The sequence below is a fragment of the Nevskia sp. genome, from assembly GCF_023266035.1.
Classification (GTDB): domain Bacteria; phylum Pseudomonadota; class Gammaproteobacteria; order Nevskiales; family Nevskiaceae; genus Nevskia.
In genome coordinates this window covers 1-13,682 of sequence record NZ_JAHFRY010000130.1, presented here as the reverse complement: position 1 = coordinate 13,682, position 13,682 = coordinate 1, and the positions used below count along the sequence as shown (strand labels likewise).

The window sequence follows — 13,682 nt, the reverse complement described above, 5'->3', positions numbered from 1 at the left end:
ACCGGGGTGCGCCCTGGCGCCGCAGATTTGACGCTAGAACAGTTCTTGCACCCACCCCTTCGAGGGCGTGCTGCAAAGGCGTCCTCCTTTTTCCGGAGGACCGATGCCGATCGCGATCACCAACCTGCTGCAGTCGCTGCGTGGCCCTGACAGTGCCGCGCGAGGCCTGGGCGCACCGCTGCTGCTGCTGATCGTGCTGGCGATGATCGTGGTGCCGCTGGCGCCGTTCGTGCTCGATCTGCTGTTCACTTTCAACATCGCCCTGTCGATCATCATCCTGCTGGCCGTCGTCTACGTGATGCGGCCGCTGGAATTCAGCGCCTTCCCGACCGTGCTGCTGCTGGTCACCTTGCTGCGGCTGGCGCTGAACGTCGCTTCCACGCGTGTCGTGCTGCTGCACGGCCATCAGGGCGGGGCAGCAGCCGGGCACGTCATCGAAGCCTTCGGCAACTTCGTGATCGGCGGCAATTACGCGATCGGCTTCATCGTGTTCGTGATCCTGACCCTGATCAATTTCATGGTCGTCACCAAGGGTGCGGAGCGGGTTTCCGAAGTCTCTGCGCGCTTCGTGCTCGATGCCCTGCCGGGCAAGCAGATGGCGATCGACGCCGACATGAATGCCGGTTTGTTGACACGCGACGAGGCCAAGGCGCGGCGTGAGGAAGTTCGTGAGGAAGCGGACTTCTACGGCTCCATGGACGGTGCCTCGAAGTTCATTCGTGGCGATGCCATCGCCGGCATCATGATCCTGTTCATCAACATCATCGGCGGCCTGTTCATCGGCACGCTGAACCATGGCCTCGGCATCGGCGAGGCGCTGAAGAACTACACCTTGCTGACCATCGGCGATGGCCTGGTCGCGCAGATTCCGTCCTTGCTGATGTCGACCTCGGTGGCGATCCTGGTCACCCGCATGTCCAAGGCCGGGCAGATGGGTACGCAGGTGATCAGCCAGGTATTCGCCGAGCCGAAAGTGCTCGCCGTCACGGCTGGCGTGCTCGGCCTGGTCGGCATCATTCCAGGCATGCCGAACGGCGTGTTCCTGTGCCTGGCGGCGATCTGCGGCGGCGCTGCCTACATGACGGCGCAGCGGACCAAGCAGAAGGCGAGGGCAGTCAAGAACGCGCCGCCGCCGGCTGCCGCAGCACCGGCCGAACTCGGCTGGGACGATGTTCTGCAGGAAGATCCGCTCGGCCTCGAAGTCGGCTACCGGCTGGTGCCGCTGGTCGATGCCAAGCAGGGCGGCGAGCTGATGGCGCGGATCAAGGGCGTGCGCAAGAAGCTGACTCAGGAACTCGGTTTCCTGGTCCAGCCGGTGCACATCCGCGACAACCTCGAACTGGCGCCCAGCGCTTACCGCATCACCTTGCACGGCGTGCCGGTGGCCAGCGGCCAGGTCTATCCGGATCGCGACATGGCACTGAATCCGGGCCGGGTGTTCGGCACCGTCGAAGGCATCGCCACCAAGGATCCGACCTTCGGTCTCGATGCCGTGTGGATCGAACGCGGCGCTCGCGATCACGCCCAGACGCTCGGCTACACGGTGGTCGATCCGGCCACCGTGGTGGCCACCCATCTGTCGCAGATCGTCAAGGACCACAGCCACGAACTGCTTGGCTTCGACGAAGCCCAGCAGCTGCTCAATGCCCTCGGCAAGAGCGCGCCGAAGCTGGTCGAGGACCTGGTGCCGAAGGTGCTGTCGCTATCGGCCTTCGTCCGCGTGCTGCAGACCCTGCTCGCCGAGCGCGTGCCGCTGCGGAACCTGCGCGGCATCGCCGAAGCGCTGGCGGAAGCCGCACCGCGCAGTCAGGAACCCGTCGTCCTCGCTGCCGCCGTGCGGGTTGCGCTGTCTCGCCAGATTGTTCAGGAAATCAATGGTCTGGAGCCGGAACTACCGGTTCTCACCTTGGCGCCGGCGCTGGAACGCGTCCTGCAGGAAAGCCTGCAAGGAGGAAGTGCGGTGCTGGAACCAGGACTCGCCGAACGGATGCACCAGTCGCTGTCGGACCAGGTGCGTCGCCAGGCGCAGAACGGCCAGCCCGCGGTGCTTCTGGTGCCGGCAGGCCTGCGGCCCTGGCTCGCGAAGTTCACGCGTCAGTCGCTGCCGGACCTGCATGTGCTGGCCTACAACGAAGTACCGGAAACCAAGCAGATCCGCCTGATCGGCGCGATCAGCTAAGGCGTCAAGAACGGAGTCTTTGACCGATGAAGATCAAGCGGTTCGTGGCGAAGAACATGCGTGAAGCCATCCGCATGGTTCGCGAAGAACAGGGGCCGGATTCGGTGATCCTGTCGAATCGTCGCGTGCAGGGCGGCATCGAAGTGGTGGCCGCCGTCGATTACGACGAAGCGCTGATGCAGCAGTCGCTGCGTCGCGGCGCGCAGCCCCTGGATGCCATCGAGCCACCGCTGCCGGAGCCCAAGCCGGAACCGCTGATGACGCCGGCACCGGGCAGCGATCGCGTGCCGCTGGACATCCTGCTGGCCGATTTCGGCGATACGGAAGTAGCGCCGCCAGCGCGGCCATCGGCGCCGATCAGCAGCTATGCGCCTGCGCCAGGCAACAACGCGATGCCGCGCAGCCAAGCGTCCTCGCTTAACTACGCGCAGTCTGGCAATCAGGCGTTCGCGGTCAGTGCCCAGCCCGGCACTGCGCTGGCATCCCATGAATTCGTCGAACTGCAGCGCGAGCTGGGTGGCATGCGCCGCATGCTGCAGGAGCAGCTGGCCGGCATGGCCTGGAACGATCTGCGCCGCCATCATCCGCAGCGCTACACGGTGCTGAAGACGCTGACCGATCTCGGCCTCGATGCGCCGCTGGCCCGCGAGATCGCCGAACAGTTACCGGATACCACCAGCGCCGAACGCGCCCGCTTCCTGCCGCTGGGCCTGCTGGCCCGACGCATTCCGGTGGCCCAGCACGATGTGGTGCTCGAAGGGGGGGTGATCGCCCTCGTCGGCCCGACCGGCGTCGGCAAGACCACCACCATCGCCAAGCTCGCCGCCCGCTATGCCGAAGCCCACGGCCTGCGCGACATCGCGCTGGTGGCGATGGATCACTACCGCATCGGCGCCGCCGAACAGCTCTACACCTACGGCCGCCTGCTCGGCGTGCCGGTCTACACGGTGACGCCGCAGCAGAGCCTGCGCGACACCCTGGCCAAGCTCTCCGATCGCAAGCTGGTGCTGATCGACACGGTCGGCATGAGCCCGCGCGATGGCGCACTTGAACAGCAGGTGCAGATGCTCGGCGAAGCCAGCACCCGCCTGAAAGCCTTCCTGACCATTGCCGCCACCAGCCAGTCCGGCGATCAGGACGAAGTGGTGCGCCGCTTCGGCGGCATGGGCCCCGGTAGCAGGATTGCCGGCTGCGTCCTTTCCAAGCTCGACGAAACCACGCGGATCGGCGGCGCACTCAGCGCAGCCATTCGCCACCAGTTGCCGATTGCCTACGTGACCGACGGTCAGCGCGTGCCCGAAGACCTGCAGGTGGCCCGCGCCGATCAGCTGGTCATCCGCGCCCAACAACTCGCCCGAGCAACCCCGATGGATATCGATGAAGAAACGATGGCCATGCGCTTCGCATCGAGCATGGCCAACGGTTTCACCCCCGGCTTCGACGGCGGAGTTCAGGCGCATGTCTAAGCTCGAACTTCCCGGTCACGGCACAACGGCGGTGCTTGATCAGGCTGCCGGCCTGCGGCGCCTGAAGCCGGCCCAGCCGGTGCGGGTGATCGCGGTCACCAGCGGCAAGGGTGGCGTCGGCAAGACCAGCGTCTCGGTCAACCTCGCGGTGTCGATGGCACTCGCCGGCCGCCAGGTGATGCTGCTCGACGGCGATCTCGGCCTGGCCAATATCGATGTGATGCTCGGCCTGCAGCCGAGCTACAACCTGGCCCACGTGCTGGAAGGCAAGTGCCGCCTCGAAGACACGCTGATGACCGGCCCGGCCGGCGTGATGATCGTGCCGGCATCCAGCGGCAAGCGGCACATGGCCGAGCTGAGCGCCGTCGAACATGCCGGCCTGGTGCGGGCGTTCTCCGAGCTTGATCGGCCGCTCGACGTGCTGATCATCGATACCGCGGCCGGCATCGCCGATTCCGTGATCACCTTCAGCCAGGCCTCCCAAGAGGTGATCGTCGTGGTCACCGGCGATCCGACGTCGCTGACTGATGCCTATGCACTGATCAAGGTGCTCAACCGCGATCACGGCGTCGAGCGCGTGCAGGTGCTGGCCAACATGGTCCGAGATGCCGGCGAAGCGCAGAGCGTTTATGAGTCCCTGCGCAGAGTTGCCGAGCGCTTCCTCGACATCACCCTGAGCTTCATCGGCGGCATTCCCAACGATGACTGGCTGAAGCGTGCGGTGCGCCGCCAGCGCACCGTGGTCGAGGCCTATCCGAACTGCCCGGCCTCCGAAGCATTCCGCCAGCTGGCCCGCAAGGCCGACAGCTGGGGCATGCCGACCGGCGCCCGCGGCAACCTGGAATTCTTTGTCGAGCGTCTGGTCCATTCGCCGCTGCCGCGTCTGGCAACACCAGCGCTGGCCGGAGCCGTGTCATGACCGCCATGCCTCCGGTGCAGGCCTATGCGCGCAGCAGCGGCGCGGCCGTGGTCAACGAAGCGACGCTGGTCAGCCAGCATCTCGATCTGGTCAAGCGCATCGCCTGGCATCTGGCTGCGCGCCTGCCGGCCAGCGTCGATACCGATGATCTGGTGCAGGCCGGCACCATCGGCCTGATCGAAGCCGCGCGCCATTACAGCGGTGACCGAGGTGCGAGTTTTGAAACCTATGCCGGCATCCGCATCCGTGGCGCGATGGTCGATGAACTGCGCCGCGGTGACTGGGCGCCGCGTTCGGTGCATCGGCGCATGCGTGCAGTGTCGTCGGCGATCCGTGCGATCGAACAGGAATCCGGCCGTGAAGCCCGCGACTCGGAGATCGCCGAAAAGATCGGCGCCTCCCTGAGCGAGTATCACGAGATCGTTCGCGATGCCACGCAGTGCCAGGTGCTGTCGATGCACGGCGGCGCCAATGATGACGATGACGATCGCGACTACGAAGTGGCCGACAGCGCCGCCACGCCGTACGACGCCGTCGAACAGGCCGCGTTCATGACCGCACTGACGGTGGCGATCGGCGAACTGCCGGCGCGCGAAAAGCTGGTCATGTCCCTGTACTACGACGAAGAACTGAACCTGCGCGAAATCGGCCAGGTCATCGACGTCACCGAATCCCGCGTCTGCCAGCTGCATGGCCAGGCGCTGCTGCGATTGCGCGCCCGCCTCAGCCAGTGGCGTGACAGCCGCAGCGAAGCCAAGCCCCGCAAGCGTCGCACCTCCACGCCCGTCAACTGAACCCGAGCAAGCAAGCATGGACAAGAACCTCAAGATCCTGATCGTCGATGACTTCTCGACAATGCGCCGCATCGTCAAGAACCTGCTCACCGATCTCGGCTACACCAATACCGCCGAGGCCGATGACGGCAAGACCGCCTGGCCGATGCTGCAGGCCGGCGGCTTCGATTTCGTGGTCACCGACTGGAACATGCCGGGCATGACCGGCATCGACCTGCTGCGCGCGATCCGCGGCGACGACAAGCTGAAAAGCCTGCCGGTGCTGATGGTCACCGCCGAAGCCCAGCGCGACCAGATTATCGACGCCGCCAAGGCCGGCGTGAACGGCTACATCATCAAGCCGTTCACGGCGCTGACCCTGAAGGAGAAGCTGGACAAGATTTTCCAGCGCTTTGAGCAAGCGGCGTGAGCGCCGTCGTTGTGAATATCCACGCGAGGACAGTCGAGCGCGACGCGCCGGCGATTCCCGATCGCGCCGAATACATCGGCCGGCTGCGCGAGCTGCTGTCAGCGCTCGAAGCCGACGATCAGGCGCTGTTCGAAGCGCGCCTGAACCAGCTGATGCGGCTGCGCGAGGAAGGCCTGTTCGTCAATCTCGCCAAGCTGACCCGCGAGCTGCATCAGGCGGTCAAGGATCTGAACTTCGACGATCGCCTGCAGCAGCTGGCCGGCAGCGAATTGCCGGATGCCTGTCTGCGGCTCGATTACGTGGTCAAGCTCGGCGAGGACGCCGCCCATCGCACGCTCGATGTCTGTGACGACAGCCGCGTGCTGCTCGATCGTCTGAATGGCTGTGTGGTTTCGCTCGACGATATTCGCGAGCGCCTGCCGATGGTGACCCAGCAGCCGTTCAGGGCTCTGACCGTGGCCAACGACATCGATCAGGTCGAGCACACGATGCGCGAGATCGGTGCCGGTCTGCGCGGCCACTTCTCGACCATCGCCCAGGCCCAGGAATACCAGGACCTGAGCGGCCAGGTGATCCGCCGCGTGATCACCCTGGTGCACAACATCGAAGGTGCGCTGATCACCTTGCTGCGCGCGACCAATGAAGGCCAGCGGACACCGGCATCGCCGACTGCCAGCGCCAACGGCGAGCTGGCAGGCCCGGCAGTGCCAGGACTGAGCAGCGGAGGCCAGAGCCAGCAGGACGCCGATGCCCTGCTCGCCGAGCTGGGCTTCTGATCGGACTCCCGGAAAGACAAGACCATGAGCGGCATTGACGACGACATCCGGGCCGACTTCCTCACCGAGGCCGGCGAGCTGCTGGATCGGCTTGGCGAACAGCTCGTCGATCTGGAACGGACGCCCGATGATCGCGAGCTGCTGAACGCCGTGTTCCGCGCCTTCCATACCGTGAAGGGCGGCGCCGGCTTCCTCAATCTCACGGCGATGGTCGCGCTTTGCCACATCGCCGAAGAAGTGTTCGGCATGCTGCGCGCCGGCCAGCGGCAGATGACGCCGGAGCTGATGGACGCGACCATGCAGTCGCTCGATCAACTGGTGTCGATGATGGCCGAGGTCGCCGCCGGCAATGAGCCGACACCGGCACCCGAAGCACTGCTCGCTGCGCTGCGCGCGCATGCCAAGAACGAATCGCCGGCAGTAGTGGTCACGCCGAAAGCAGCAACTCCGAAGCCGAAGGCGCGCAAGCCGGCCGAGGCTGTACCTGCTGCCGATCCGAACACGATTTCCGACGACGAGTTCGAAGCGCTGCTCGACGAACTGCACGGTGCCGTTCCGGCGAAGGCCATCAGCGCGGCGCCGGTTGCGGACGCGATCAGCGAAGACGAATTCGAAAAACTGCTGGACCTGTACCACGGCAACGGCGCGCCGGGGGCGGCGATTCCCGTCGTTGTGCAGGGTTTTGATTCTGTGAAGATGGCGCCCGACGCAAAGCCCGCTCCTGCCGCGAAAGTGGAGGCCAGCACGTCGACGGCCGAAACCACGGTGAGAGTCGACACCATCCGCCTCGACCAGATGATGAATCTGGTCGGCGAGCTGGTGCTGGTACGCAATCGTTTGAAGACCTTGCGCGGCAAGCATGCAACGGCGGAAGCCTTCGCCAAGAGCGTCGGCGAGCTCGATCACATCACCCGCAGCCTGCAGGACGCGGTGATGAAGATCCGCATGCAGCCGATCAAGAAAGTGTTCTCGAAGTTTCCCAAGCTGGCGCGCGATGTCGCGCGCGGCCTCGGCAAGCAGGTGGATGTCGAGCTGATCGGCGAAGACACCGATCTCGATAAAAATCTCGTCGAAGCGCTGGCCGATCCGCTGGTGCACATGGTGCGCAACAGCGTCGATCACGGCATCGAACTGCCGGCAGCGCGTGCGGCGGCCGGCAAGCCGGCGACCGGCAAGCTGGTGCTCGCAGCCGTTGCCCAGGGCGATCACATCCTGATTTCGGTGCGCGACGACGGTGCCGGAATCGATCCGGAAAAGCTGCGCAAGAAGGTCGTCGAAAAAGGTTTGATGGATGCGGCACTCGCTGCCCGCCTGACCAGCGACGAATGCCTGCAACTGGTGTTCATGGCCGGCTTCTCGACCAAGGAACAGGTCTCCGATCTGTCCGGCCGCGGCGTCGGCATGGACGTGGTCAAGTCGAAGATCGTGGCGCTCAATGGCAGCGTCAGCATCGAATCGAAGATCGGCCAGGGCTCCTGCGTGAAGCTGCGCGTGCCGCTGACCCTGGCGATCCTGCCGGCGCTGATGGTTGCCGTCGGCAAGCGTCTGCTGGCGCTGCCACTGGCCGATGTCTTCGATGTTTTCGCGCTCGATGAAACCCGTCTGCGCCGGCTCGATCAGTGGCAGGCGGTGCTCTATCGCAACAGCACCTTGCGGCTGATCGATCTGCAGCAGTGGAGCAATGCCGAAGGCCCGGGCAGTGACTCGCCGCGCCACGTCGTCGTCGCGCAAGCGAATGGCGAGCGCTACGGCTTCATCGTGCACACGGTGAAGGCGCGCGAGGAAGTGGTGATCAAGCCGCTCGGCCTCGGCCTGCGCGGGCTGGCGGGTCTGGCCGGTGCGACGGTGACTGGCGAAGGCCGGGTCGCCTTGATCGTCGATTTCCCCGGCCTGGTGCGCGCCTGGTCGACGCGGCTGCATGGCACGCCGGTGTTCTGATGGATTTCCTCAGCATCATCGGTTTCGTGCTGGCGATGATCGCGCTGATCGGCGGCTCGATCCTCAAGGGCAGCGGTGTGGCCGCACTCTGGGGGCCGGCCGCCTTCGTGATCGTCATCGTCGGCACCCTGGCGGCGATCACCATGCACACGCCGATGGCGACCTTCAAGCGCGGCATGCAGATGGCGAAATGGGTGTTCAAGCCGCCGCATGCCGATGGCCCGGCGCTGATCGCCAAGATCGTCGACTGGAGCAACAGCGCCCGCAAGCAAGGCCTGCTCGCGCTCGAAGGCGCAGTCAACAGCGAGACCGATCCGTTCATCAGGAAGGGCCTGCAGATGCTGGTCGACGGTGCCGAGCCGGAAGTGATCCGCTCGACACTCGAAGTATCGGTGTCGACACGCGAGCACTTCGATCTCGCCGGCGCCAAGGTCTGGGAAGGCATGGGCATCTATGCGCCGACCCTGGGCATCATCGGCGCGGTGATGGGTCTGATGGCGGTGATGCAGAACCTCAACGATCCCTCGAAGCTCGGCCACGGCATTTCCGCGGCTTTCGTCGCCACCATCTACGGCATCGCTTCCGCCAACCTGTTCTTCCTGCCGATGGCCTCGAAGCTGAAGGCCGCAGTGGCCGATCAGGTGCGCACCCAGGAAATGATCATCGAAGGCCTGATCTCGATCTCCAACGGCGAGAACCCGCGGAACATCGAGGTGAAGCTGTCGGGCTTCCTGCACTAGACGCAGTGGTCAGTGGCTCGTGGCCAGTGACCAGTAAACAGAAAGTGTCGCGCTGTCGTTCTGACCACTAATCACTAGCCACGGATCACTGCTTCATGCGCAAGCGAGGACACGAGGAACACGCCAACCACGAAGCCTGGGCGATCCCCTATGGCGATCTGGTGACCCTGCTGCTGGCGCTGTTCGTGGTGCTGTATTCGATGTCCTCGGTCAACGAGGGCAAGTACCGCGTGCTCTCCGATTCGCTCAACGAAGCTTTCGGCGGCAAGCCGCGCGCGGCACAGCCGATCCAGATCGGCGATCAGCCGCCGCGTGGCGACAAGCCGGCGCTGATCAGACCGCTGCCGAAGATGACCACGCCGCCGTTGAAAGTGCTGTCCACCGGCAAGCCGGCCGGCGAGCTGCAGCTGATGGCCGATCAGGTGCACAAGGCGATGGCCGACCTGATCGACAAGAACCTCATTCGCGTGCGCCGCACCGAGCTGGCGCTGGAAATCGAGATCGGTACGGACATCCTGTTTCCGAGTGGCGTGGCCGATATCTCCACCGCCGCACGGCCGGTGCTGGCAAGGCTGGCGGCGATCCTGGAACCGTTCCCGAACAGCATCAGAGTCGAAGGCCATACCGACGATCTGCCGATCGCGACCGTCGCCTATCCCTCGAACTGGCAGCTGTCGTCGGCACGCGCGGCGAGCGTGGTGGCGCTGTTCATGGGGCAGGGCATCGCACCGGTGCGGATGAGCGTCGCCGGCTTCGGCGAATACCGGCCGCTGGCCGCGAATGACACTGCCGACGGCCGCAATCGCAATCGCCGGGTGCTGATCGTCATCCCGCGCACCGAGCCGCCGACGATCACTGCCGCATTCGATGACGGCGATGCCAGCGATCCATCGACGACGCCGCTTGCACAGCAGCTCGCCCCGGCTATCGGCCGGGGCATCGAGAGCAGCGGCATGCGGCCGACAGCTGATCAAGACCTTGCTGCCGCCACGCTGGTGCCAGCCACCGAGACCTCGCGATGAACATCCGCCCCGCTCAGGACGCCTCCAACCGCTGGGTCACTTTCGAACTTGCCGGCCAGCTCTACGGCCTGGAAATTCTCAAGGTGCAGGAAGTGCTGGCCGATGCCGAAATCGAATCCGTACCCGGCGCACCGAGCGTGATTCTCGGTGTCATCAACCTGCGCGGCTCGATCGTCACGATGATCGATCTGCGCTGCCGCCTCGGCCTGACGCCCCGCACGCTCGATGCGCCGGTCTGCTGCGTGGTCGTCGATAGCAAGGGCGATGGCCGCAGCGAGTCCAGACGCGAACCGGTGGGCCTGCGAGTGGATCGAGTCGTCGACGTGCGCCGCATTGCCGATGCCGCGATCAAGCCGGCGCCGGTGACCGGCGGGCCGAAAACGGCAGCTGCGTCCGCCGTGCTCGGCGTGCTCAGCCGGCCGGGCGAAATGCTGACCTTGCTCGATGCCGATCGCCTGGTCACAGGACTTGAATCACCGCTGGCCCATGCAGCTTGAATGCTCCGCCGACAAGCCGACACCGGCAGAGGAACAGGACTTGCCTGAACAGTCTGCAATCCAGGGAATCCAGCCATGAACGCAGCCGCCGCCGAACATGCCGTCACCCACCGTCCGAAAGCCGCCAGACGCTCGCCGAAGGCGGCCGTCCGGCAAGCGCTGAAGCTCGACGCCGATCTCGGCATCGAGCAGACCGCGACACTGCGCGAACAACTGGCCGCCTGCATCGACGATGCCGAACCGGTGGTGTTCGCCGCCGGCGAGGTGCAGCGCCTGCACACCGCCAGCCTGCAACTGCTGCTGATGTTCTGCCGCAGCCGCCAGGCCGCCGGCCGCGCCACCGTCTGGCGCGATCCCTCCACTTCCCTGCAGGCCGCCGCGAAAGTGCTCGGCCTTGCCTCACTACTCCAGGTTGATCCCTCATGAGCCAGCGCGTACTTGCCGTCGATGATTCCGCTTCGATGCGCCAGATGGTGGCGTTCACTCTGAAGGCCGCCGGCTACGACGTGGCCGAAGCCGAAGACGGCGCGGTGGCGCTGAAGCTGGCGCAGACCGAGAAATTCCGTCTGGTGCTGGCCGACGTCAACATGCCGAACATGGACGGCCTGACCCTGGTCAAGAACCTGCGCACCTTGGCCGACTACAAGTTCACGCCACTGCTGATGCTGACCACCGAATCGACGCCGGAAAAGAAGGCCGAAGGCAAAGCCGCCGGTGCGACGGGCTGGCTGGTGAAGCCGTTCAATCCGGATCAGTTGATAGCGACGATTCAGCGGGTTTTGAGCTGAAGTAACGACGCGCTTGCCGGTCTCCACTCTCCCCTCTCCCTTCGTGGGAGAGGGCGTTTCTCGGGCAGGCATAAGCTCGTTTCCGACACGAACCCCTCTCCCAACCCTCTCCCGCAAGGGGTGAGGGCTTTCAGTGCTGCGCTCGTGGATGCACCGAGCCGCGACTGCAAGCCTTGTTCTGCCCTGATTCCAGCTCCGCCAGCGCGTCAAGGATTTGTCTCCGGTGCTCTGGAACACGGCTTGCCTGTTTGCCTGCAGAACCCGCTTTGCGAAGGTGCCTGAGGCGCTTTCGCCAGCGCCACCTGCAGCCGGCTGCGAACGAGACAGGCCCATGACTTCGAACCCTTCGTCCTTCTGCGACAGCGCGCCGGGGTTGCCCGCGTGAGCATCGATCTCGAACGCTTCCACAAGAGTTTCTTCGAGGAAAGTTTCGAAGGGCTAGACGTGATGGAGCAGGCGCTGCTGGCGCTGAACATCTCGGCCGCCGATGTCGAAACCATCAACACGATTTTCCGTGCGGCCCACTCGATCAAGGGCGGTGCCGCGACGTTTGGCTTCGCCAGCGTCGCCGACTACACGCACGGTGTGGAAACCCTGCTCGACCAGATGCGCAGCGGCAAGCGCCAGGTCACCAAGGCTGATGTCGATCTGTTGCTGAGAGTCGTCGACGTGCTGCGCGGCCTGCTCGGTGCCGCGCGTGACGGCACCGCGTTCGATGCCGCAGCGGTGACCTCGACGCAAGCCGAAATCGCGCTGGCGCTCGCTGGAGAAGCGCCGGTCGTGGTCGCCGCCATCAAGCCGGCAATCGTCGCCGCGCCAACCGGCTGGCTGATCCGCTTCGAGCCGAAGGCCGATCTGTTCCGCAGCGGCAACGATCCGCTGCGGATCATTCGCGGGCTCGATGCGCTGGGACCGATGGAGGTCGAAGTCGATACCGCCGGCCTGCCGTCGTTCGGTGATGCCGACGCTGAATCCTGCTATCTCGCCTGGACCTTGCGCCTGCATGGCGATGCCACGCGCGGTGAAGTGGAGGAACTGTTTTCCTGGGTCGAGGATGACTGCCGTCTGGTCATCGAGCCGCTGGCCGTTGCGGTCAGCATCGATGCTCCGGCGCTTGCCGAAGCGGTGGTCAGCATCGAGCCCGGCAAGCCGGCGCTGGCGCTGGTCAAGGCGGCCGAGCCTGCAAGCCCGGCCGCTGCCGCGACGCCGCGCCAGGGCGATGCCGGTTCGATCAGAGTCGGCACCGAGAAGATCGATGCGTTGATCAACCTGGTCGGCGAACTGGTGATCACCCAGGCGATGCTGACCCAGCGCGCCGCCGATCTCGATCCGGTGCAGTACGAAAAGCTGCTCAACGGCTTGTCGCAGCTCGATCGCAACACGCGGCTGCTGCAGGAAGCGGTGATGGCGACGCGGATGCTGCCGATGGAAGCGGTGTTCAGCCGCTTCCCGAGAGTGGTGCGCGATCTCGCCACCAAGCTCAACAAGCAGGTGCGTCTGGTGACCAATGGCGAGCAGACCGAACTCGATAAATCGGTGATCGAGAAGATCACCGATCCGCTCAATCATCTGGTCCGCAACAGTCTCGATCACGGCCTGGAAACGGCTGCCGATCGTATCGCCAAGGGCAAGGACGCCACCGGCACCATTCGCCTCAGCGCTTCGCATCAGGGCGGCCACATCGTCATCGAAGTGTCCGACGACGGCCGGGGTCTGGATCGCGCCCGCATCCTCGCCAAGGCGCAGGAGAAGGGCATTGCCTGCAGCGAGACGATGGCCGATGCCGAGGTCTGGCAACTGATCTTCGCACCCGGTTTTTCGACCGCCGAACAGGTTACCGATGTCTCCGGCCGCGGCGTCGGCATGGACGTGGTCAAGCGCAACATCCAGGCGCTGGGCGGCTCGGTGGATCTGTCCTCGCCGGCCGGCAGCGGCACGCGGGTGATCATCCGTCTGCCGCTGACCCTGGCCATTCTCGACGGCATGTCGGTCGGCGTCGGCCAGGAAGTGTTCATCGTGCCGCTGGGCTCGGTGGTCGAATCGCTGCAGCCGAAGCCCGAGCAGATCAAGCGCATGGCGGGCGAGGGCACCGTGCTCAAGGTGCGCAACGAATACCTGCCGCTGATGGACCTGCGCGAATGGTTCGTGCTGCCC

Annotated in this window: 13 protein-coding genes; all 13 read left to right on the top strand. The window is 65.2% G+C overall.

All coding sequences use genetic code 11. The features are described 5' to 3' along the window. Positions 1-103: 103 nt before the first annotated feature. On the top strand, positions 104-2,179 hold the full coding sequence (flhA, locus tag Q0D45_RS17510) for a flagellar biosynthesis protein FlhA (RefSeq protein WP_293395760.1): 2,076 nt from the start codon (positions 104-106) through the stop codon (positions 2,177-2,179). A gap of 26 nt (positions 2,180-2,205) precedes the next feature. Continuing rightward, the gene (gene flhF / locus Q0D45_RS17505) at positions 2,206-3,645 is read left to right on the top strand and encodes a flagellar biosynthesis protein FlhF (protein WP_293395757.1); all 1,440 of its coding nucleotides are present in this window, start codon (positions 2,206-2,208) and stop codon (positions 3,643-3,645) included. Beyond that, positions 3,638-4,564, top strand: coding sequence for a MinD/ParA family protein (locus Q0D45_RS17500; protein ID WP_293395754.1), 927 nt, complete (start codon positions 3,638-3,640; stop codon positions 4,562-4,564). The genes flhF and Q0D45_RS17500 overlap by 8 nt, the downstream gene beginning before the upstream one ends. Positions 4,565-4,569: 5 nt before the next feature. Beyond that, positions 4,570-5,358, top strand: a complete 789-nt coding sequence (locus Q0D45_RS17495) for an RNA polymerase sigma factor FliA (protein WP_366946489.1) — start codon at positions 4,570-4,572, stop codon at positions 5,356-5,358. 16 nt (positions 5,359-5,374) lie between these two features. Then, a complete protein-coding gene (locus tag Q0D45_RS17490) occupies positions 5,375-5,767 on the top strand; it encodes a chemotaxis response regulator CheY (RefSeq protein ID WP_022975055.1) in 393 nt (130 codons plus the stop codon). Then, positions 5,764-6,543 carry a protein phosphatase CheZ gene (locus Q0D45_RS17485; RefSeq protein WP_293395748.1) on the top strand — a complete coding sequence of 260 codons (780 nt, stop codon included), beginning with the start codon at positions 5,764-5,766 and terminating at the stop codon, positions 6,541-6,543. The genes Q0D45_RS17490 and Q0D45_RS17485 overlap by 4 nt, the downstream gene beginning before the upstream one ends. Before the next feature lie 24 nt (positions 6,544-6,567). Further along, complete coding sequence (locus tag Q0D45_RS17480; protein ID WP_293395746.1) at positions 6,568-8,481, top strand: chemotaxis protein CheA; 1,914 nt, start codon at positions 6,568-6,570, stop codon at positions 8,479-8,481. Next, positions 8,481-9,221 carry a flagellar motor protein gene (locus Q0D45_RS17475; protein ID WP_293395744.1) on the top strand — a complete coding sequence of 247 codons (741 nt, stop codon included), beginning with the start codon at positions 8,481-8,483 and terminating at the stop codon, positions 9,219-9,221. The genes Q0D45_RS17480 and Q0D45_RS17475 overlap by 1 nt, the downstream gene beginning before the upstream one ends. A 95-nt stretch (positions 9,222-9,316) precedes the next feature. Then, positions 9,317-10,243 carry a flagellar motor protein MotD gene (motD, locus tag Q0D45_RS17470; protein WP_293395742.1) on the top strand — a complete coding sequence of 309 codons (927 nt, stop codon included), beginning with the start codon at positions 9,317-9,319 and terminating at the stop codon, positions 10,241-10,243. Then, complete coding sequence (locus Q0D45_RS17465) at positions 10,240-10,740, top strand: chemotaxis protein CheW (protein WP_293395739.1); 501 nt, start codon at positions 10,240-10,242, stop codon at positions 10,738-10,740. Before motD ends, Q0D45_RS17465 begins: the two co-directional genes overlap by 4 nt. Positions 10,741-10,815: 75 nt before the next feature. Further along, positions 10,816-11,166 carry an STAS domain-containing protein gene (locus tag Q0D45_RS17460; protein ID WP_293395736.1) on the top strand — a complete coding sequence of 117 codons (351 nt, stop codon included), beginning with the start codon at positions 10,816-10,818 and terminating at the stop codon, positions 11,164-11,166. Next, positions 11,163-11,528, top strand: a complete 366-nt coding sequence (locus Q0D45_RS17455; RefSeq protein ID WP_022975062.1) for a response regulator — start codon at positions 11,163-11,165, stop codon at positions 11,526-11,528. The genes Q0D45_RS17460 and Q0D45_RS17455 overlap by 4 nt, the downstream gene beginning before the upstream one ends. 381 nt (positions 11,529-11,909) lie before the next feature. Then, positions 11,910-13,682, top strand: a 1,773-nt coding sequence (locus Q0D45_RS17450; RefSeq protein WP_293395731.1) for an ATP-binding protein, incomplete at its 3' end; no start/stop codon positions are given.

What these genes read in the sequence shown, in the direction of transcription:
- flhF (WP_293395757.1), top strand. Translation starts at nt 2,206, where the DNA reads ATGAAGATCAAGCGGTTCGTGGCGAAGAACATGCGTGAAGCCATCCGC.
- Q0D45_RS17480 (WP_293395746.1), top strand. Translation starts at nt 6,568, where the DNA reads ATGAGCGGCATTGACGACGACATCCGGGCCGACTTCCTCACCGAGGCC.
- Q0D45_RS17500 (WP_293395754.1), top strand. Translation starts at nt 3,638, where the DNA reads ATGTCTAAGCTCGAACTTCCCGGTCACGGCACAACGGCGGTGCTTGAT.
- Q0D45_RS17465 (WP_293395739.1), top strand. Translation starts at nt 10,240, where the DNA reads ATGAACATCCGCCCCGCTCAGGACGCCTCCAACCGCTGGGTCACTTTC.
- Q0D45_RS17460 (WP_293395736.1), top strand. Translation starts at nt 10,816, where the DNA reads ATGAACGCAGCCGCCGCCGAACATGCCGTCACCCACCGTCCGAAAGCC.
- motD (WP_293395742.1), top strand. Translation starts at nt 9,317, where the DNA reads ATGCGCAAGCGAGGACACGAGGAACACGCCAACCACGAAGCCTGGGCG.
- Q0D45_RS17455 (WP_022975062.1), top strand. Translation starts at nt 11,163, where the DNA reads ATGAGCCAGCGCGTACTTGCCGTCGATGATTCCGCTTCGATGCGCCAG.
- Q0D45_RS17495 (WP_366946489.1), top strand. Translation starts at nt 4,570, where the DNA reads ATGCCTCCGGTGCAGGCCTATGCGCGCAGCAGCGGCGCGGCCGTGGTC.
- flhA (WP_293395760.1), top strand. Translation starts at nt 104, where the DNA reads ATGCCGATCGCGATCACCAACCTGCTGCAGTCGCTGCGTGGCCCTGAC.
- Q0D45_RS17490 (WP_022975055.1), top strand. Translation starts at nt 5,375, where the DNA reads ATGGACAAGAACCTCAAGATCCTGATCGTCGATGACTTCTCGACAATG.
- Q0D45_RS17475 (WP_293395744.1), top strand. Translation starts at nt 8,481, where the DNA reads ATGGATTTCCTCAGCATCATCGGTTTCGTGCTGGCGATGATCGCGCTG.